Consider the following 18,073-nt stretch of genomic DNA (forward strand, 5'->3'; position numbering starts at 1 on the left):
AGCGGTCTGCATGTTCACCGGCAAACCAGCACAGGGATTTTCGCGTAGGTCAGAACCTTGTTTGTCACACTGCCGATGAGAAGCGTCGAAAGACCGCTGCGGCCATGCCACGACATGACGATGAGATCGCAGCCCTTGGCATCGGCCGCTGCGACGATGGCTTGGTCAGGCTGACCGTGCTCCACCTGAATTGTCTCGCAGGATACGCCGGCCTCCCGTGCCGCTATTTCCGCGTGATCCAGCACGCTCGCAAAATCGCCGGTGATGGCAAGCAGCGGTTCCACGACATAGATGAGAGACACCTTCGCGCCCTCGGATTTGGCCAACGCCAATCCATGCGCCACCCCGCGCTGTGCCAGCTCGGAGCCATCTGTCGGAATGAGAATATGCCGATACATGCCAACCTTCCGATCTCCCGGACGCAACTCCGGTTTGTGAAGGTAAGCTGGGTCCGCATTTCGGACGGAGCTTGAGATAGATCAATCTATCGCTTGCGCGGGGTATGGAACAGCAACTTATATGGGCGCGGTTACAGCCGCTTGATCGCGACGACCTCGCTGCCGGCCGCCTTGATCCGCGCAATGGCCGGCGCGATTGGCTCGATCACCGTAGCCATGTGATGCGCGTTGGCGTGAACCATCGTGGTGCCATCCCGCACGATGGCGACGTGGCCCTTCCAGAAAATCAGATCGCCGCGGAGCAAGTTGTTCCGCTCGTGCGGCTCCAGTGCGCGGCCGAGCCCGGCCTGCTGCATGTCGCTGTCGCGCGGGCAGCCGGTGCCGGCCGATGTCAGCGAGACCTGGACGAGGCCGGAGCAGTCGATGCCAAGACTGCTCTTGCCGCCCCAGAGATAGGGCGTGCCGACGAAGCGCTCGGCGACTGCAACGAAGTCCTGTTCGCGATGGTCGAGCGGCGCGAGATGGGTTTTTGGCAGGAATGTACCCTCGCGCGTGACGGCAAAATTTCCGTCCTCGCGCGCGATCGTGAACTTTGATCCCAGCACCAGCGTGTCGACCGGCGGCAGCTTGATCGAGGGACCGGGAAAGGCGAGCGTCCGTAGCGCGCTGACCTTGTGCGTCGGATCGGCCGCTGGCTTCATCAGCGCAGCGTCCGGCAGCCAGCCGACATAGCCATCGCCACCGAGCTGGCCCCAGGCCCAGCCTTCGCCGTTGCGGTCGTAGATCGTGACACGCTCGCCGCGCAGCGCCTCCGTCATCAGCATCGCGTTCGAGGACGGCTGTTCGCGCACCGGCGCGATGGGGGCGACCACCTCGAATTCGTCGCCCGTGACGAAGCGATCGGCCTGCACCTTGCCTTCGAGATATGCCGCGGCGAGATCGCCGCGCGCTGGTGTCAGCCGAGGATCATGCATAGCGCTCGCTCAGCACCTTGTAGATGGCGCGGGCGGCCTGGCATTCGCCGCCCTCGGGGCGCGCCGGCTTGGCCGACGGCGTCCAGCCATAAATATCCACGTGAAGCCAGCTTTGGGCCTGTTCGACGAAACGTTGCAGGAACAGCGCGCAAGTGATCGAGCCGGCAAAGCCGCCGGACGGTGCGTTGGTGATGGTGGCGGTCTTGGAGTCCAGCCAGGCATCGTAAGGCGGCCACAGCGGCATGCGCCACAACGGATCGTTCTCCTTCGCCGCGCAGCGCGCGACGTCGGCGGCCAGCGTCTCATCATTGGTGTAAAAGGGCGGTAAATCCGGTCCCAGCGCGACCCGCGCGGCACCGGTCAGCGTGCCCAGATCGATCAGCAGCTCAGGCTTCTCCTCGTCGGCCAGCGCCAGCGCGTCGGCGAGCACCAGCCGTCCCTCCGCGTCGGTATTGCCGATCTCGACGGTGATGCCCTTGCGGGAGGTGAAGATGTCGAGCGGGCGGAAGGCATTGCCGGAGACCGCGTTCTCGACGGCCGGAATCAGCACGCGCAGGCGCACCTTCAGCTTCGCATCCATCACCATGCGCGCCAGCGCCAGCACGTTGGCGGCGCCGCCCATGTCCTTCTTCATGATCAGCATGCCGCTCGACGGCTTCAGATCGAGCCCGCCGGTGTCGAAGCAGACGCCCTTGCCGACCAGCGTCACCTTGGGATGGCCGGGATCACCCCAGCCGATGTCGATCAGCCGCGGCGCACGGCTGGATGCCATGCCGACCGCATGGATCAGCGGGAAGCTTGTCTCCAGCTCCTCGCCGATGGTGCAGGCGTAGCTTGCACCGAACTCAGCGGCGAGCTCTTGCGCGGCCGCGGCCAGCTCCTCCGGCCCCATGTCGTTGGATGGCGTGTTGATGAGATCGCGCGCCAGCATCGCGGCATCCGCCATGCGGTTGATCTCGGCGGGGTCGACGCCGTCGGGCGGCACCAGTCGGACGTCGGGGCGGTCCGCCTTGCGGTAACGGGCGAAGCGGTAGCAGCCAAGCGCGAAGGCGAGCGCCGCCAGCCGCGTATCGTGCGGTGCATTGGCAAAGCGATAGGTGCCCGGCGGCAGCAGGCCCGGCAATGCGCCCGGCCGGAACGGATCGCGCGATCTGGCACCGTCGTCCTCGAGCCCGAACAGCACTTGCGCGATCGTTCCGTCGGGCGCGGGCAGCGCGAGATAGCCGCCCGGTTTGGCGGCGTAAGCGCTCGCGGTGGCGAACTGGCGTTGCGCCGGCGGCAGCGTCTCGCGCACGGCATCCCAGCTCGATTTGGTGACGAAGGTGATCGGGGTGGCAGTCGTGGACGTCTCGAAGACGGAAGGCATTGGCGGGTCCGCAAGGTCATTCGGGTGGAGGAGACTTCGCAGAGTTTTGCGGTGGCTGCAATCGGCTTTGCTGTCACCGCTCAGTGAGCCGCTACTCGCAGAGCAGCAGCCATGCTAGGTTCCGGCGGCGGTTGCCAGGTTGCACAGAGAACGCCGGTGACCGAAGACGAAGCGTGCCGGGAGGACTTGCAATGGAATTTGTGTGGGGCGTGATCACATTCATCGGCCAGGCCGTCGAGGCTGTCTTTGGCTATGTCGAGCATCACCACTGGGTCTTCGCGTTCCTCGCCGGCGGCTACGTCTTCTATCTCCATGACCGTTCGATTCATGCGCGGTTCGATGCGCTCGACAAGCGCATCGACGAAATCCGCAAGCGTCTCGCCATTGAATATTGATCGTGCCAGCGAAACAATCGGCTGATTGCGCGCGTATCTCGTTTGAGAACTGCCGTTCACGAGCGCAGTGCCGCAGGGCTTTACTAGCGCCGCGGTTGTGGCATTATTGCTCGATATTTTTAGATTGTGTCGCGCGCGACTGCACGTATCGAGCGCAGCAGCGCCGCTTGAATCCGGGTTGATGCCGATCCGGGTTGATACCTGGCTGCACTCTTCGTCGACGGCAATCCTCTCAATCGTTTGGGCGACGCAGCATTCGCAATGAGCGGCGCAACATGGATAGATCGTTTGTCATTGCGCAGATTTCCGACCTGCATCTGGACGGGTCCGGCCGGCTGCTTGCGACGATCGAGGCCCTTGCCGAAGCGTTGCGCGAACGGATGGCGGACTTTGCGGATGTGCCCGATCGCATCCTGCTGATCACAGGCGATATCGTGAACGACCCGACGCCGCGTGCGCTCGACGAAGCGCTCGCGGTCATCGCGTCCTTCCGGCAGACCGGCCTTTTCACCGACATCCAGGCGGTCGCCGGCAATCACGACGTCAAGCGTCCGAGTCAGCGCGGCGGCCGGCACGATGCCTATGACTATCTGCACCTGCCGCGCACCTCGAAGAGCGTCTATTACCGCCAGGCCGGTCTCGATCTGGTGCTGCTCGATTCCAACAGGGCAAGCCTGACGACGCTTGCCCGCGGCAACTTCGATGAGCGGGCCTATCACGCGTTGGTGGCGCAATCGGCCCGGCTGAGCGTCGAGCTCGCGGGCAGCATGGGCTCGGCCGGACGCGCGGATTATTCCGAGCCCACGGAAAATCTGGTGCGCGTGCTGGCGTTGCATCATCATCCGCTGCCGCAGGCGACCGGCGAGGGCAAGCGGTTTCTCGGCGTCCCCGATGAGCCGCTGATGTATCTGGCCGCCCCCGCGACCTTTCTCGAAGCCGCCACCTCGCTCAACGTCAATCTGGTGCTCCACGGGCACCGGCATGTCGAGGGGCTCACCCGCTATTCGATCCCCGACCCGCGTGCGCCCTTGAGCGGGGCTGAGGATTTCTGGCGCACGATCTATCTGCTCTCCTGCCCGTCCTCCACCGGGCAGGGCGGCGACGACGCCGGCTTCAACATCATCCATTTTGGCGCGGCCGCCGACGCCGCGCGGCCCGAGTACTGCTTCGCAATCGCCCGCTATTCGCGGCCACGCAATGATGGCGCCTTCAGGCCGCTCGACTCGAATCTGCCGGATGGCGTCGTCAGGCTTCCGGTGGGACGAGATCTGTCGCGCGATCCCGCTGTCCAATCCGTGATCGAGATCGCCTCATGCGCATCGCTGAAGCGGGATCAGGTCGTGGCGCTGATCCGTCGGCTGCTGTCGCGTCGCGCCTTCTACGATGATGGCGGACAGGACTGGGCGGACATCCTCTACACCTATCTCGTCACCTCCCATGCCTGGGCAGATCTCTCCGGCAGGTTCGCGAAGTCGGCCCAGAGGTCCGACCTCGCGGCGCTGGCAGACGTGAAGCGGCTGCTCCATCAGTTGATCGGACAATGCGCCGACACGCTCGGCATCGAGCGCGCCGCGCTGGACGAACTCCGCGCCGACCGCCTGGTCAATCGCGACGACCTGTCGCGGCAGTGGCCGACGCTGCCGCGCGAGGCTGCCGACATCGCGCCGAGGACACAGCAGCGACTGCAATTGCTGCGGGACCTGAACGACCAGGTGAAGCTGCTCGGCCTCGATCTGGGCCTGGGTGGCGAGATGCCGCCACAGGGCGGCGGTCCGCCACGTTAACCGGCCATTAGGGTTAACAGTCTATTGCTGACGCGTTCTGCTCGATCAATCGGCTCGAGAGTCAAAGCGTCATGCGTCAATGGTTCCGTCCTGCCCGGCTTCTTGCCTCCGCCTCGCTGATTGCGCTCGCGGCCGCGAGCCTCGGCGGCTGCACGGCAATGTCAAAGCTCTCGGATGTGACCGGCTCGATCGGCCCGAAGGCGGAGGCCGCCCCGGCCGATCCGGCGCGCGCCATGGAGGCCTATAGCGAGCGCTATCGCGCCAACCCCAAGGATCCCGACGCGGCGCTGGCCTACGGCCAGGCCCTGCGCGCCAACGGGCAGCGTGCCCAGGCCGCCGCCGTGCTCGAACAGGCGACCATCGCCAATCCCGGCAACAAGCCGCTGCTTGCCCAATATGGCCGCGCGCTCGCCGACACCGGTAATTTCCAGCAGGCCTTCGACGTGCTGTCGAAGGCGCATTCGCCCGACAATCCGGACTGGCGCCTCCTCTCGGTGCAGGGCACGGCGCTCGATCAGATGGGCCGTCACGAAGAGGCGCGCAGCTACTATGCGAGCGCGCTCAAGATTGCGCCCGGCGATCCCGGCGTGCTCTCCAATCTCGGCCTGTCCTACATGCTCACGAAGGAGCTGCCGAAAGCCGAGGAAGCGCTGCGGCAGGCCTACGCCTCGCCGCATGCGAGCGCCCGGGTGCGGCAGAACCTCGCGCTGGTGGTCGGCCTCCAGGGACGCTTCGCGGAAGCGGAGACCATCGTGAAGGCGGACCTGCCGCCGGACCAGGCGGCGGCCAATGTCGCCTATCTCAAGGAAATGCTGAACCGCAATGATGGTTCGCGCGGCGCGCCGAAGCGGACGCCGGTTGCCTCGCTCAGCCAGGCGGACTGATCCGCCGCCCTCGGCGCGATCAGGAGAATTTCGTCAGATACTTCGGAGCTTTGCAGCGATCCACATGGCATCGGGCCGGCCTTGGCCGGCTACTGTGCATGGGGTTGTTTTCGCGGTTTTGTCCTGCTGCGTCAGTGCAGCTCGGAGATCTTGATGCCGGTCGGTCCGAGAATGACGACGAACAGCACCGGCAGGAAGAACAGGATCATCGGCACCGTCAGCTTCGGCGGCAGCGCGGCGGCCTTCTTCTCGGCTTCGTTCATGCGCATGTCGCGGTTCTCCTGCGCCATTACGCGCAGGGATTGGCCGAGCGGGGTGCCGTAGCGTTCCGCCTGCTGAAGCGCCAGACACACCGATTTGACGCCTTCGAGCCCGGTGCGTTTCGCCAGGTTTTCATACGCCACCTTGCGGTCCTGCAAATAGGACAGCTCGGCGGTGGTCAGCGTGAACTCCTCCGACAGCGCGATCGACTGGCCGACGATTTCGGTCGCGACCTTGCGGAACGCCATTTCCACCGACATGCCGGATTCGATACAGATCAGCAGCAGGTCGAGCGCATCGGGAAACGCGCGCTTGATCGAGAGCTGGCGCTTGGAGATCGCGTTCTTCAGGAACAGCATCGGGGCCTGCAGGCCGAGATAGGCCGCACCGACGCAGATGCCGATCTTGATCGGCATCGGGCGATCCATATGGGCGATCAGGAACACGTAGACGACCGAGCCGACGAACAGCACGAGCGGCGCGACCATGCGGGCGAACAGGAAGGTGACGTAAGGCGCCTGGCCGCGATAGCCCGCCATGATCAGCTTGTCGCGCGCAGCTTCCTGCGCCAGCCATTTGGTAAGGTTGAAGTCGTCGACCACCTTGGACACGAGCTGCTTGGGGGTCTGGCGCAGCGAGACCTTCTCGCTCTTGTTGAGGCGTTCGCGCTCGCGCTGCCGGATCCGCTCGCGCTCGCTCGCCACCGCCTTCATGCGCTTGGCGAGACCCTCGCCGGCGAACAGCGGCATCACCAGCGTATACACCGTGGCACTGGCGGCGATGGCCGCCAGCAGCATGGTCATGAAGTGCGGGTCATGCAGTTTCGTAACGAGGAAGTCGACCATACGGCACCGTCAGAAATCGAAGTTGATCATCTTCTTCATCACCATGATGCCGACCGACATCCAGGCAACGCAGCCGACCAGCATGAGCTGGCCGGTGGGATGGGTCCACAGCAGGGAGATGTAGCCGGGCGTCGTGAGATAGACGAGGAACATCACGATCGGCGGCAGCGAGCCGATGATGCCGGCCGAAGCCTTGGCTTCCATCGACATCGCCTGGATCTTTTCCTTCATCTTCTTGCGGTCGCGCAGCACCTTGGAGAGGTTGCCCAGCGCTTCGGAGAGGTTGCCGCCCGACTTCTGCTGGATCGACACCACGATGCCGAAGAAATTGGCCTCCGGCAGCGGCATGCGCTCATAGAGGCGCGAGCAGGCTTCGCCGAGCGGCATGCCGATGGCCTGCGTCTCGATGATGGCGAGGAACTCGCTGCGCAGCGGCTCCGGTGCGTCGGCCGCGACGACCTTGATGGATTCGAACAGCGGCAGGCCGGCCTTGATGCCGCGGACGATGACGTCGACGGCGTCGGGCAGCGCGGCCAGGAACTTGTTTTCGCGGCGCTTCTTCAGGAAGCCCAGCGTCCAGCGCGGCAGGCCGAGGCCGCCGGCAAAGGCAAGACCGGCCGCGCCGATCAGGCCGCCGCCACCGAATAGCGCGCCGAAGAAAAACACGCCTGCCACGACGGCGGATGCGATCCAGAATTTCTGCGGCGTCCAGTCGAGCCCCGCTTGTGAAATGCGGACGTGGAGTGGAACGCTCTTTTCCTGCGCCCGCCTCGCCTCGAGGTCCTTGAGCGAGGTCTCGACCTGCTCGCGGCGCGAGCGCTGGCTCTTTTCAGCCTGCTTGGCCGCGGGCGCGTCGGCGCGCCCGATCGAGGCCCGGCGGCTCTCGGCCTTCCGTTCGCCCGACAGCAGCGGATAGAGGAAGACCCAGGCGATGCCGCCGACGGCGGCGGTGGCGAGGAAGGCGAGGGCGAGGACCTGCATGTTCATGGCTGTACCGACCTGCTCACGTGTTCGGTGCCACTTCCGCGGCGTCGAGCGCGGCGCCGAGGCGTTTCTCTTCGCCGTAGTAGCGGGCGCGCTCCCAGAATTTCGGGCGGCCGATGCCGGTCGAGCGGTGCTTGCCGATGATCTTGCCGTTGGCGTCCTCGCCGACCAGGTCGTAGAGGAAGATGTCCTGGGTGATGATGGTATCGCCTTCCATGCCCATCACCTCGGTGATGTGGGTGATGCGGCGCGAACCGTCGCGCAGGCGCGCGGCCTGGACGATGACGTCGATCGAGGCGCAGATCATTTCGCGAATGGTGCGCGAGGGCAGCGAGAAGCCGCCCATCGTGATCATGGATTCGCAGCGCGACAGCGCTTCGCGGGGATTGTTGGCGTGCAGCGTTCCCATCGAGCCGTCGTGGCCGGTGTTCATGGCCTGGAGGAGGTCGAAGGCCTCCGGGCCGCGGACTTCGCCGACGATGATGCGTTCAGGACGCATACGCAGACAGTTGCGCACCAGCTCGCGCATGGTGACCTGGCCTTCGCCCTCGATGTTGGGCGGCCGGGTTTCGAGCCGCACCACGTGGGGCTGCTGCAGCTGGAGTTCGGCGGCGTCTTCGCAGGTGATGACGCGCTCGTCGTGCTCGATATAGTTGGTCAGGCAGTTGAGCAGCGTGGTCTTGCCCGAGCCGGTACCGCCGGAGATCAGCACGTTGCAGCGGACACGTCCGATGATCTGGAGGATTTCCGCGCCTTCCGGCGAGATCGCGCCGAACTTGACCAGCTGATCCAGCGTCAGCTTGTCTTTCTTGAACTTACGAATGGTGAGCGCGGGGCCGTCGATGGCGAGCGGCGGCACGATGGCGTTGACGCGGGAGCCGTCGGCGAGGCGCGCGTCGCAGATCGGCGAGGATTCGTCGACGCGCCGGCCGACCTGGCTGACGATGCGTTGGCAGATGTTGAGGAGCTGCTGATTGTCGCGGAAGCGGATGCCGGTTTTCTGGATCTTGCCGCTGACTTCGATGAAGACCGTGCCGGCGCCGTTCACCATGATGTCGGCGATGTCGTCGCGCGCCAAGAGCGGCTCGAGCGGACCATAGCCGAGCACGTCGTTGCAGATATCGTCGAGCAGCTCTTCCTGCTCGGCGATCGACATCACGATGTTCTTGATCGCGATGATCTCGTTGACGATGTCGCGGATTTCCTCGCGCGCCGACTCGGAATCGAGCTTGGCGAGCTGGGCGAGGTCGATGGCCTCGATCAGCGCGCCGAAGATGGTCGCCTTGACCTCGTAATAATTGTCCGAGCGGCGGGTCTCCATGACCGGCGCCGGCCGGGAGGGGGCGAGCGGCGGCGAGGCGACGGCCGGCGGGGGCGGCGCGCGTGACACCGTCGGCGCCGGAGCCGGGGCAGGCTCTGGCGACACGGCGCCGGGCTTGGGTGCCCGAAGGTCGGTGTCTGTTCCGCTACGCTTACCGAACACTTAACGACTCCATGCGGCGGCCTATTTTCCCCGCAACTTCTCAATCAGCGGTGAAAGCAGGGACGACTTTTGTTTCTTCGTCTCGCTGCGGCCGGTCAGGCGCTGGGCGATCTGGAGGAACATCTCGATCGACTTGTGGTTGGCGGAGATCTCCGCGATCATCTGGCCGTTGTTGGCGGCCGCCCCGAAGATCTGAGGCTCGAACGGGATCGAGACGACCGGCTGGCTCTCGATCGCCTTGGCGAATTCGGCCGCCGCGATCTCCGGCCGCTTGGGAACGCCGACCTGGTTCAGGCAATACAGCGGCGGGCGGTCGTTGGGACGCGCGGCCTTCAGCAGATCGAACAGGTTCTTGGTGTTGCGGAGGTTGGCGAGGTCCGGCGCCGCCACGATCAGGATGTCGTCGGCGCCGATCAAGGCGCGCTTGGTCCAGCCCGACCATTGATGCGGGATGTCGAGCACGATGCAGGGCATGGTCGAGCGCAGCGTGTCGAACACCGAGTCGAAGGCGTCGGTGCCGAAATCATAGACCCGGTCGAGCGTTGCAGGCGCCGCCAGCAGGCTGAGGTGATCCGTGCATTTCGACAGCAGGCGGTCGATGAAGGCGGTATCGACGCGATCGGGCGAGAACACGGCGTCCGCGATGCCCTGCGGCGGGTCCTGGTTGTAGTCGAGCCCGGCGGTGCCGAAGGCGAGGTCCAGATCGGCGACGACGGCGTCCATCGCGAGATCCCGCGCGATCGCCCAGGCGACGTTGTGGGAGATGGTGGAGGCGCCGACGCCGCCCTTGGCGCCGACCACGGCAATGATGCGGCCGACCGCCTTGGCTTCCGGCGCCGAGAACAGGTTGCAGATCGAGCGGACGACGTCGATCGCGCCAACCGGCGCGAGCACGTAGTCGCTGACGCCGCGGCGCACCAGCTCGCGATAGAGCATGACGTCGTTGATGCGGCCGATCACGACAACGCGGGTGCCGGCGTCGCAGACGGTCGCGAGCTGGTCGAGCCCGGCCAGCAAATCGGTGCGGGCGTCGCTCTCGAGCACGATCACGTTGGGAGTCGGCGCAGACCGATAAGCTTCGATCGCAGCCGCCATGCCACCCATCTGGATCTTCAGATGGGCCTTGCCGAGACGGCGGTCCTCGCCGGCCGATTGCACGGCGGCCGCAGTCTCCACGGTTTCGCAGAAGGCCTGAACCGAGACGCGCGGCGCGGGTGCAATATGCTCCTCGACCGGCGCAGGGGCCTCTGGCTGCTCTTCTTGAGTCTGGCGCGCGTAGCTGATCATTTGCCGGTGTCGCTGAGTTTGGCCTTGTCGGCCTCGGGATAGGCCACCGCCGTTGGAGTTCCCTTGCGGTACTTCTCGAAGGCGGCAGTGCGGCGCACCGTGTAGGCCGGAGTTTCAGACCGCGGCTGCTCGAGGTCGGACGGGTTGTCGACCATGGCCGCGATGTTGCGCTGATAGGCGCAGCCGTAATTGTAGTAGTCCTTGTTCTCGAACCAGCTCTTGTTCTTCATCGAGGGGCCGAGATCCTCCGGCCACAGGCCGCAGGGGCCCGCAACCGCGGCGATCTTGGAATAGGTGAGCCGGATCGGCGGCAGGAAGCGCTTGTCTTCCGGCTGGTAGGGACGTGCGATGATGCCGCGCGGGGGAACGCCCGCCGCCGCCAGCATCGCCTGAATCTCCCGCATCGATTCCGCCACTGGACGCGCATTCGGCGTTCCGGACGGCACGTCGATGTGGATGGCGCCGGTGCCCTCATGCATCCAGGTCGAGGCCAGGCCCATCACGTCGGCGCGCTGGGCTGCGGTCAGGCCACCGCGAGCATGACCGACGAACACGACGATCGAACGGTTCTGTTCCTCGATCGCGATCGGATGACGCTGCTTGTAATCGTCGGGGATCGAAGCGGTGGCCTCGTCGTGCTGGCAGCCGCCGAGCGCGAGCGCGATACCGACGAGCGCGGCGCCGAGGCCGGCGGCGCGGTAGCGGGTCTGGGGTCGTGTTGTGATCATCCTATGTCCCCGTTCCGCCATCAGTCCGTGATGAAGCCGTAGGTGCCGCGATAGTTCTTTGCCGGTTCGTTCCGGCCCGGCACGCCATAGATGCGATTGATGTTGCCGATCAGTTCGGCTTGCGGATCCGCCGGTGCCGCGAAGCCGTCATCCGGCCGCGACAGGTCCTTCGGTGCGGCTGCGCGAACGACATAGGGCGTCACGATCACGACCAGCTCGGTCGTGTTGTTGACGAAGTCGCGGCTGCGGAACAGCGTGCCGAGGATCGGGAGCTGCATGAGCCCCGGCAATCCGCTGATAGCCTGCTTGGTCTGCTGCTGGATCAGGCCGGCCATCGCCATCGCGCCGCCGGAGGGAATTTCCAGCGAGGTTTCGGCGCGGCGGGTCTTGATCGACGGCACCGTCAGCGAGTTGACGGAGGTCGAGGTCACGGCCTGCGACAGCGTGATCGCATTTTCGTTCGACAGTTCCGAGACTTCGGTCATCACGTGCAGGCTGATCTTGCCCTCGGTCAGCACCACGGGGGTGAAGTTGAGCGAGATGCCGAACTTCTTGAAGCTGATCTGGGTGGTACAGACATGCGTGGTGGGATCGCAGGCGTAGCCTGCCGGCACCGGGAATTCACCGCCGGCGATGAAGGTCGCGGACTCGCCGGAGATCGCGGTCAGGTTCGGTTCGGCCAGTGTCCGGATCACGCCCGCGGTTTCCATCGCGCGCAGGGTGGCCTGCACCGACGGCGCTGCGCCGAACTTGGTGGTCAGAGCGTTGCCGTCGACGAGATTCTTGCCAAGCGCCGTGAACGGGTTGGAGTTGGAAAAGGTCACCACCGAGGTGCCGTAGTTCAGGTTCGCGGTGAGATCGATGCCAAGCTGCTTGATGACGGTGCGCGCGACTTCCGCGACAGTCACCTTCAACATGACCTGGTCGCGGCCGCGGACCACGATCGAATTCACCACCTTTTCGGGGCCGCCGGCAAGGCGTACGGCGAGGTCGTTGGCCTGCTGCGCTTCGAGCGGATTGGCCGCGCTCCCGGTCAGGATGACGCCGTCGCCGAGACCGTCGATCTGGATATCGGAATTGGGTAGGATCTGCTTCAGCGCTGCACGAACGCCGTTGAGGTCGCGCTTGACCGCGATGTCATAGGCCGCGATCTGCTGGCCGGCGGAATCGAAGAACACGATGTTGGTCTGGCCGATCGAGGCGCCGATGATGTAGGCGCGCTGCGACGAGCGGACCACCGCGTTGGCGATCTTGGGGTCGGCAACCAGCACATCCTTGATGTCGCGCGGCAGGTCGATCACGATCGACTTGCCGATGCCGAGCGAGAGGAAGCGCGCGTTCATCTGGCCGTCGGCTGCAACCGGCGCCGCGGGACGGTAGTCCGCGGCGATCACGGGCGTCAGCGCGGGGTTGAGCGTCAGCGCGAGAGCGGCCGAGAACGACAGGGCGCGAACCATCGAAGTCCGCATCGTCGCCAGATCTGCCCTGCATTTCATGTCGACTGTCCTCATCGTGCCTTCGTCGCCTGGGTCGGAATGCCGTAGCGAATGATTGAAACGCCATCGCGCTTCTGGGCGGAATCATCGAGCGTGATCTCGCTCGTCTTGACGTCGGCAATGCTGCGCAGCGCCAGCGACAGCGTTCCGGCCTGGCGGGACGAGGACAGCAGCTGGGTTTGCGCGGAATTGAGCTCCAGCGTCACGGTCTTGCCGATCACCGCGTTCTGGCCGTCCTTCTCCTTCGGCGCCTGGTCGATGGCGAGCACGCGGACATTGACCAGAATGACCTCGGACGTGATGACGTCCTGGGCGCCGGCGCTCTGGTCCGGGTTCTTGAGGCGGCGCGTCAGCAGCACATCGACGCGATCGTTCGGCAGGATGAAGCCGCCCGCGCCGGTCTCCGGCGAGATTTCGGTGGAGATGGCGCGCATGCCGGTCGGCAGGATCGCAGCCATGAAGCCGGACCCATCGGCCTTGACCAGCTTCTGGTCGCGGATCGGCTCACCCTGGATGAAGGGCGCGCGCGCGATCGAGCCGACGACCTGGGTCGCGCCATCGGGGCGTTCGGTGCGGCGGATGAAGGTGGCGCTGGCGGTCGCGGTGGGCCAGGTCTGCCACTGCACGTCTTCCGCCTTCACGGTCTGGCCGAGGCCGATGTCGTTCTTGGCGACGAGCACGTCGGTGGTGGGAAGCTGCGCGACCGGAGCCGCTGGAGGCGGCGCAGAGTCCGAGCCGCTCGCCAGATACGCGGCGACGCCGCCGGCGCAGATGGCGACCGTCAGGACGACTATGCGTGCCCTATTCATACGCTTCACTTTCCACAGAACGCCGCGACGCTGCCGCCGCCGTATTCGGCAGTTGACCAGCTATTCGTCAAAGCATGGTTAATGAGGCGTATCTAAATCGCCTTAACGCCGGGTTTATCCGGAACCTTCAGCGCAGTGCGAGGTGAGCGAGGTCGATCGCTTTCACCCATTCGGTCTCGGGGTAGACCATCAGTGCGCCGAGTGCGAGCGCGATGCCGTAGGGAATACCGGTCTGCTTGTCGTGGAGTCGCGCGAGCCAGGCCTGACCGGCAAGCCCGTAAGGCAACGGCCATTGCCGGAACTGGAGCAGAAGCAGGGTCAGCGCACCGCCGAACAGCGAAGCGTAGAGCAGGAAGTCCATCAAGGGGCCGAAGCCGAACCAGAGCGCGACGGAAGCTGCGACCTTGGCGTCGCCGCCGCCCATCCAGCCCATCGCAAAGCAAGTGAAAGCCACGACGAGGAGCAGCGCGCCGGCGCCGACATGGCTGAGCATCTCGTAAGGTGCCATGCCACCGGCAAAGGCGAGCACGAAGAAACCTGCCACCAGCGCCAGCGAGACGCGGTTCGAGATCGTCATGGTGAAGAGATCGCTGGCGGCTGCGAACGCCATCAGGGCTGGGAACAGCAGAAGGCGCGCGAGGTCGAGGATCATGGGCTGCGTCTTGAGGCCTGGGTCTGTCGCCCGGATCGGGGCGTCGGCGCATGCTAGGGGGCAGTGCTAAACAAACCGACAACGACCGCAGCGGCCTCGGGGCCGGTCATCCGGCGCCGGAAGGTTCACCACATGCTGGCGATGCGCATCGCGAGGGTGACCATGGCGAGCAGCAACGCAAGGCAGATCCAATAGGCCGAGGCGTCGCCTCGCGCCGTGTCCGCCTCGTTCGCCGCAATCGCGGCATCCGTTCTGTGCTTACGCAACGCCACTGGAACTCGCACTGTCCGCAAAAAACAAAGGCCCCGGAGGTCCGGGGCTTTTGCGATCGTCTGCCGGTCGGCTTACTTCAGCGAGGAGCTGATCGAGCCGAACTTGGCGTTCAGCGTGGTGCCGAGGTTGTTGACGACGGTGATGATGGCCAGCGCGATGCCGGCGGCGATCAGACCGTATTCGATGGCGGTGGCGCCGGATTCATCCTTCGCGAAACGCGCAATCAGGTTCTTCATGAACTAAACTCCATCTGGGTGAGGTCGCCTCGATCGGCGCTGTCTTGACGCGACGAGCATGTGAGCCGAGCTCTTTCGGTAGAGTTAATTCGTTCGGTCAAACACGCATCTCACGCGATGCTTTTGGCCAGAGTGAACATCGCCTTAAGGCGGCCGTCTAAATTCGTTCCAGCCCCGAACGCGCCGTCAACTTCATCCTCCTTTAAATTTCGCGGAGTAGGCCTAAGGGGAGATCAAGCAGACTGGAACAGAAGCGATGATGTCGAGCCTACCCATGCAAGTCGCCTTGATGCTCGGCGAGACCATCGAGAAGGTAATCCCGGTCACCTTCATGCTCGCGGTGGTCTTCACCGTGCTCGAGCATTTCTGGGCGTGCAATTCCGGTCCGGTGTGGTGGCGCAAGCGCGAGATCGTGACCGACATCTGCTACTGGTTCTTCGTTCCGGTATTCGCCCGTACCATGCGGATCGGGCTCCTGATCGTTACCGCTGGTGTCGTCTTCAACATCCACGACGCCGACGAGCTGATCGCCTTCTATGACAACGGCCACGGCCCGCTGGCGCAGCTGCCGCTCTGGGTGCAGGGCGTGCTGTTCCTGGTCCTGGCCGACTTCATGCTGTACTGGCTGCACCGGCTGTTTCACGGCGGCGGGTTCTGGAAATATCATGCGATCCATCACTCCTCCGAGGAGATCAGCTGGATCTCGGCGGCCCGCTTCCACCCGGTCAATCTGATGCTCGGCACCATCGGCGTCGACGTCGTGCTGCTGATGGCCGGCATTTCGCCGAACGTGATGATCTGGGTCGGCCCGTTCACGACCTTCCATTCGGCCTTCGTGCACGCCAATCTGAACTGGACCTTCGGCCCCTTCAGATATGTGCTGGCGACGCCGGTGTTCCACCGTTGGCACCACACCTCGCTCGAGGAGGGCGGCGACACCAATTTTGCCGGCACCTTCCCGATTTGGGATGTGCTGTTCGGGACCTTCCGCATGCCGAAGGGCGAGCTGCCGCAGGATTACGGCAAGGATGAAGCGGCGATGCCGAAGGAGATCGGCGGCCAGCTCGCTTACCCGTTCCGCCAGTAGGAGTGCGTCCGGCGCCGGGGCGACAAAAACGCCGGTCCGTTCAAACAATACTTGCCGAGTTTGCGGAACGTTCACGAATTACAGGCAGGTTAACCGGGTCGGGCGCCGGCTCCGCTTGCTGATCGATTCTGCCGGTTTGTGACGTCCCGGGGTAAGAGTATGCGTAAAGAGTTTCTGCGCCGCCACGCGCGCATCTGTCTCCTGGCTGCGGCTGCCGTGCTGGCTTCGCCGGCCATTGGCCTTGCCGAGCCCACCGCCGATACCATCGCGGTCAATGTCGACCAGGCCAAGCTGGTGCGCCTGCCGGGCAAGGTGGCAACGATCGTGGTCGGGAATCCCCTGATCGCCGACGTGACGCTGCAGCCCGGCGGGATGATCGTCGTGACCGGCAAGGGATACGGCGCCACCAACTTCATCGCGCTCGACCGCGGCGGCGAGATCCTGGTTGACCGGCAGATCCAGGTCGAAGGCCCAAGCGATCGTCTTGTCACCGTCTATCGCGGGATCGAGCGGGAGTCCTATAGCTGCCTGCCGATCTGCCAGCGCCGCGTCACGCTCGGCGATAGCGACAATTTCTTCAGCACCACGATGAATCAGGCCGGAACGCTGAGCAACAGTGCCAGCGGCAACGGCGCCGCGGCTGCCAAGACGAACTAGCGGGATCAGCCGAGAGGCCCACCGGCGGGACCACCCGGTCCCGCGCGAGGCGTCGTGCGCGGCAGGCTTTCTGTTCTCCCGCGTCCGCGGGCCGGCGTGGTTAACCCGATCTTAACGACTCGGTCCGGCCGGTACGGATTGTCTGAAACACTTAAACAATCAGTTCTTGGTACTGATCGGGGCAGAGATCGCTGCCGCTGGGGAATTTCACGCGATGCCATCGCCTGCACCTTCGAGGTTCACGCTCCGGACTGCGCTGCGCCGGTTTCGCGGCAATCGCCGCGGCTCTGCAGCAGTCGAGTTCGCGCTGGTCGCGCCGATCTTCTTCGGGCTGCTGTTCGCGATCATCGAGACGGCGCTGATGTTCTTCGCGAGCCAGGTGCTCGAGACCATCACGCAGAGCTCCGCCCGCGTCGTTCTGACCGGGCAGGCGCAGTCTGGTTCGGTGACGAGTTGTGCGGTGAACACCGTGGCCACGCCGTGCACCCAGGCGACGTTCAAGACCTACGTTTGTGCGCAGATCCCGGCGCTGTTCGATTGCAACAGCCTCAGCGTCGACGTCCAGAGCTATTCGGACTTCTCGTCGGTCACTCTCGGCAACTACACCGCCTGCAACTTCGATCCCACCACGGTGGGGTACAATCCCGGGAGCTCCGGGCAAGTCGTCGTGGTGCGGCTCTATTACAAGTGGCCGCTGTTCGTGACCGGGCTCGGCTACAATCTGGCCTGTAGCACCACCAACAATACACGGCTTCTCGTCGCGACGGCCGCATTCCAGAACGAGCCCTACTAGGACCATCGGATTTGAGCAGAACCATGCAGGCGATCCTGAAAATCTTGCAAGCTGGCCGTATCTCTGCAGGCAAATTCCGCGCGGACAACAAGGCCCTCGCGGCAACCGAGTTCGCGGTGATCGTGCCGGTGATGCTCGTGATGTTCTTCGGCACCGTCGAGCTCTCATCCGCGGTGGCGGTCGACCGCAAGGTGACGCTGATCGCGCGAACCCTGTCCGATTTGACGTCGCAGTCCTCAGGGACGCTGACCGACGCCAACCTCCAGAACACGTTCACGGCGAGCATGTCGATCATCACGCCGTACGACAATACGCTCGTGAACGGAACGATCGCCCAGATCTATATCGACGCAAACAGCGTCGCCAAGATTCAGTGGAGCAAGTCCGCCGTCATTACGAGCGGTGCGACGCAGGCCAGCCTGACGGCTCCGCCGCCGACATTGGCGGCCAACACCACGGTCACGTCGATGATTCCGTCGACGCTCCTGCTTCCGTCGACCTATCTCATCTTCAGCCAGGTGAGCTACATCTACACAGCTCCCGTCAAATACGTCCTGAAGACGGGCGTTACGCTGAGCGATGTCTCTTATACGCGGCCGCGGCAGGTCACCTGCGTCTACTATGGTGGCGTTCCGACGACGTGCTGAGCCGCACAGCGGCCAGGTTCGTCGATATCGCATA

Annotated in this window: 20 protein-coding genes; 7 read left to right on the forward strand and 13 right to left on the reverse strand. The window is 64.6% G+C overall.

Annotation, left to right across the window (positions count from 1 at the left end; genetic code table 11):
- Window positions 1-14 precede the first annotated feature (14 nt).
- The 3 genes from QA645_RS07970 to QA645_RS07980 form a co-directional block, all read right to left on the reverse strand.
- Complete coding sequence (locus QA645_RS07970) at window positions 15-398, reverse strand: universal stress protein (RefSeq protein ID WP_283049418.1); 384 nt, start codon at window positions 396-398, stop codon at window positions 15-17.
- A 131-nt stretch (window positions 399-529) separates the two neighbouring features.
- Window positions 530-1,372: a C40 family peptidase gene (locus QA645_RS07975; protein ID WP_283049420.1), complete on the reverse strand. Its 843-nt coding sequence runs from the start codon at window positions 1,370-1,372 to the stop codon at window positions 530-532.
- Window positions 1,365-2,738, reverse strand: a complete 1,374-nt coding sequence (locus QA645_RS07980; protein ID WP_283049422.1) for a leucyl aminopeptidase family protein — start codon at window positions 2,736-2,738, stop codon at window positions 1,365-1,367. Before QA645_RS07980 ends, QA645_RS07975 begins: the two co-directional genes overlap by 8 nt.
- A gap of 191 nt (window positions 2,739-2,929) precedes the next feature.
- On the opposite strand from QA645_RS07980, the gene QA645_RS07985 reads away from it, so the two are divergent.
- The 3 genes from QA645_RS07985 (at window position 2,930) to QA645_RS07995 (ending at window position 5,801) form a co-directional block, all read left to right on the forward strand.
- A complete protein-coding gene (locus QA645_RS07985) occupies window positions 2,930-3,133 on the forward strand; it encodes a hypothetical protein (protein WP_254134049.1) in 204 nt (67 codons plus the stop codon).
- Between the two features lie 275 nt (window positions 3,134-3,408).
- Window positions 3,409-4,917, forward strand: a complete 1,509-nt coding sequence (locus QA645_RS07990; protein WP_283049424.1) for a metallophosphoesterase — start codon at window positions 3,409-3,411, stop codon at window positions 4,915-4,917.
- A 71-nt stretch (window positions 4,918-4,988) separates the two neighbouring features.
- Window positions 4,989-5,801, forward strand: coding sequence for a tetratricopeptide repeat protein (locus tag QA645_RS07995; RefSeq protein ID WP_283049426.1), 813 nt, complete (start codon window positions 4,989-4,991; stop codon window positions 5,799-5,801).
- Between the two features lie 131 nt (window positions 5,802-5,932).
- On the opposite strand, the gene QA645_RS08000 is transcribed toward QA645_RS07995, so the two are convergent.
- The 10 genes from QA645_RS08000 to QA645_RS08045 all read right to left on the reverse strand — a co-directional run bounded on the left by QA645_RS08000 (window position 5,933) and on the right by QA645_RS08045 (window position 14,855).
- On the reverse strand, window positions 5,933-6,907 hold the full coding sequence (locus tag QA645_RS08000) for a type II secretion system F family protein (RefSeq protein ID WP_254134046.1): 975 nt from the start codon (window positions 6,905-6,907) through the stop codon (window positions 5,933-5,935).
- Window positions 6,908-6,916: 9 nt separating this feature from the next.
- A complete protein-coding gene (locus QA645_RS08005; protein WP_254195338.1) occupies window positions 6,917-7,894 on the reverse strand; it encodes a type II secretion system F family protein in 978 nt (325 codons plus the stop codon).
- A gap of 16 nt (window positions 7,895-7,910) precedes the next feature.
- Window positions 7,911-9,374 carry a CpaF family protein gene (locus tag QA645_RS08010; RefSeq protein ID WP_254195337.1) on the reverse strand — a complete coding sequence of 488 codons (1,464 nt, stop codon included), beginning with the start codon at window positions 9,372-9,374 and terminating at the stop codon, window positions 7,911-7,913.
- 21 nt (window positions 9,375-9,395) lie between these two features.
- Complete coding sequence (locus QA645_RS08015) at window positions 9,396-10,661, reverse strand: AAA family ATPase (protein WP_254134043.1); 1,266 nt, start codon at window positions 10,659-10,661, stop codon at window positions 9,396-9,398.
- Complete coding sequence (locus tag QA645_RS08020) at window positions 10,658-11,389, reverse strand: CpaD family pilus assembly protein (protein ID WP_254134042.1); 732 nt, start codon at window positions 11,387-11,389, stop codon at window positions 10,658-10,660. The genes QA645_RS08015 and QA645_RS08020 overlap by 4 nt, the downstream gene beginning before the upstream one ends.
- Before the next feature lie 20 nt (window positions 11,390-11,409).
- Complete coding sequence (locus QA645_RS08025) at window positions 11,410-12,885, reverse strand: type II and III secretion system protein family protein (RefSeq protein ID WP_254134041.1); 1,476 nt, start codon at window positions 12,883-12,885, stop codon at window positions 11,410-11,412.
- Window positions 12,886-12,896: 11 nt separating this feature from the next.
- The gene (gene cpaB / locus QA645_RS08030) at window positions 12,897-13,694 is read right to left on the reverse strand and encodes a Flp pilus assembly protein CpaB (protein ID WP_254195336.1); all 798 of its coding nucleotides are present in this window, start codon (window positions 13,692-13,694) and stop codon (window positions 12,897-12,899) included.
- Window positions 13,695-13,821: 127 nt separating this feature from the next.
- On the reverse strand, window positions 13,822-14,346 hold the full coding sequence (locus QA645_RS08035; RefSeq protein ID WP_148776824.1) for a prepilin peptidase: 525 nt from the start codon (window positions 14,344-14,346) through the stop codon (window positions 13,822-13,824).
- A gap of 125 nt (window positions 14,347-14,471) precedes the next feature.
- Entirely contained in the window at window positions 14,472-14,618 is a 147-nt protein-coding gene (locus tag QA645_RS08040; RefSeq protein ID WP_283049432.1) for a hypothetical protein, read from the reverse strand.
- Between the two features lie 72 nt (window positions 14,619-14,690).
- Window positions 14,691-14,855, reverse strand: coding sequence for a Flp family type IVb pilin (locus tag QA645_RS08045; protein ID WP_008131913.1), 165 nt, complete (start codon window positions 14,853-14,855; stop codon window positions 14,691-14,693).
- 259 nt (window positions 14,856-15,114) lie between these two features.
- Between QA645_RS08045 and QA645_RS08050 the strand changes: the two genes are divergently transcribed.
- From QA645_RS08050 to QA645_RS08065, 4 genes are all read left to right on the forward strand, one after another.
- Window positions 15,115-15,942 carry a sterol desaturase family protein gene (locus tag QA645_RS08050; RefSeq protein ID WP_283053134.1) on the forward strand — a complete coding sequence of 276 codons (828 nt, stop codon included), beginning with the start codon at window positions 15,115-15,117 and terminating at the stop codon, window positions 15,940-15,942.
- Between the two features lie 159 nt (window positions 15,943-16,101).
- Window positions 16,102-16,599, forward strand: a complete 498-nt coding sequence (locus QA645_RS08055) for a pilus assembly protein N-terminal domain-containing protein (protein ID WP_254134039.1) — start codon at window positions 16,102-16,104, stop codon at window positions 16,597-16,599.
- 214 nt (window positions 16,600-16,813) lie between these two features.
- Window positions 16,814-17,392 carry a TadE/TadG family type IV pilus assembly protein gene (locus QA645_RS08060; protein WP_283049434.1) on the forward strand — a complete coding sequence of 193 codons (579 nt, stop codon included), beginning with the start codon at window positions 16,814-16,816 and terminating at the stop codon, window positions 17,390-17,392.
- Window positions 17,393-17,415: 23 nt separating this feature from the next.
- Window positions 17,416-18,039, forward strand: coding sequence for a TadE/TadG family type IV pilus assembly protein (locus QA645_RS08065; protein WP_254135530.1), 624 nt, complete (start codon window positions 17,416-17,418; stop codon window positions 18,037-18,039).
- Window positions 18,040-18,073 lie beyond the last annotated feature (34 nt).

The organism is Bradyrhizobium sp. CIAT3101, from assembly GCF_029714945.1.
GTDB lineage: Bacteria > Pseudomonadota > Alphaproteobacteria > Rhizobiales > Xanthobacteraceae > Bradyrhizobium.

Excerpts from the sequence above, each read along its gene's own strand:
- QA645_RS07970 (WP_283049418.1), bottom strand. The coding sequence starts at position 398 with ATGTATCGGCATATTCTCATTCCGACAGATGGCTCCGAGCTGGCACAG.
- QA645_RS07975 (WP_283049420.1), bottom strand. The coding sequence starts at position 1,372 with ATGCATGATCCTCGGCTGACACCAGCGCGCGGCGATCTCGCCGCGGCA.
- QA645_RS07980 (WP_283049422.1), bottom strand. The coding sequence starts at position 2,738 with ATGCCTTCCGTCTTCGAGACGTCCACGACTGCCACCCCGATCACCTTC.
- QA645_RS07985 (WP_254134049.1), top strand. The coding sequence starts at position 2,930 with ATGGAATTTGTGTGGGGCGTGATCACATTCATCGGCCAGGCCGTCGAG.
- QA645_RS07990 (WP_283049424.1), top strand. The coding sequence starts at position 3,409 with ATGGATAGATCGTTTGTCATTGCGCAGATTTCCGACCTGCATCTGGAC.
- QA645_RS07995 (WP_283049426.1), top strand. The coding sequence starts at position 4,989 with ATGCGTCAATGGTTCCGTCCTGCCCGGCTTCTTGCCTCCGCCTCGCTG.
- QA645_RS08000 (WP_254134046.1), bottom strand. The coding sequence starts at position 6,907 with ATGGTCGACTTCCTCGTTACGAAACTGCATGACCCGCACTTCATGACC.
- QA645_RS08005 (WP_254195338.1), bottom strand. The coding sequence starts at position 7,894 with ATGAACATGCAGGTCCTCGCCCTCGCCTTCCTCGCCACCGCCGCCGTC.
- QA645_RS08015 (WP_254134043.1), bottom strand. The coding sequence starts at position 10,661 with ATGATCAGCTACGCGCGCCAGACTCAAGAAGAGCAGCCAGAGGCCCCT.
- QA645_RS08020 (WP_254134042.1), bottom strand. The coding sequence starts at position 11,389 with ATGATCACAACACGACCCCAGACCCGCTACCGCGCCGCCGGCCTCGGC.
- QA645_RS08025 (WP_254134041.1), bottom strand. The coding sequence starts at position 12,885 with ATGAAATGCAGGGCAGATCTGGCGACGATGCGGACTTCGATGGTTCGC.
- cpaB (WP_254195336.1), bottom strand. The coding sequence starts at position 13,694 with ATGAATAGGGCACGCATAGTCGTCCTGACGGTCGCCATCTGCGCCGGC.
- QA645_RS08035 (WP_148776824.1), bottom strand. The coding sequence starts at position 14,346 with ATGATCCTCGACCTCGCGCGCCTTCTGCTGTTCCCAGCCCTGATGGCG.
- QA645_RS08045 (WP_008131913.1), bottom strand. The coding sequence starts at position 14,855 with ATGAAGAACCTGATTGCGCGTTTCGCGAAGGATGAATCCGGCGCCACC.
- QA645_RS08050 (WP_283053134.1), top strand. The coding sequence starts at position 15,115 with ATGTCGAGCCTACCCATGCAAGTCGCCTTGATGCTCGGCGAGACCATC.
- QA645_RS08055 (WP_254134039.1), top strand. The coding sequence starts at position 16,102 with ATGCGTAAAGAGTTTCTGCGCCGCCACGCGCGCATCTGTCTCCTGGCT.
- QA645_RS08060 (WP_283049434.1), top strand. The coding sequence starts at position 16,814 with ATGCCATCGCCTGCACCTTCGAGGTTCACGCTCCGGACTGCGCTGCGC.
- QA645_RS08065 (WP_254135530.1), top strand. The coding sequence starts at position 17,416 with ATGCAGGCGATCCTGAAAATCTTGCAAGCTGGCCGTATCTCTGCAGGC.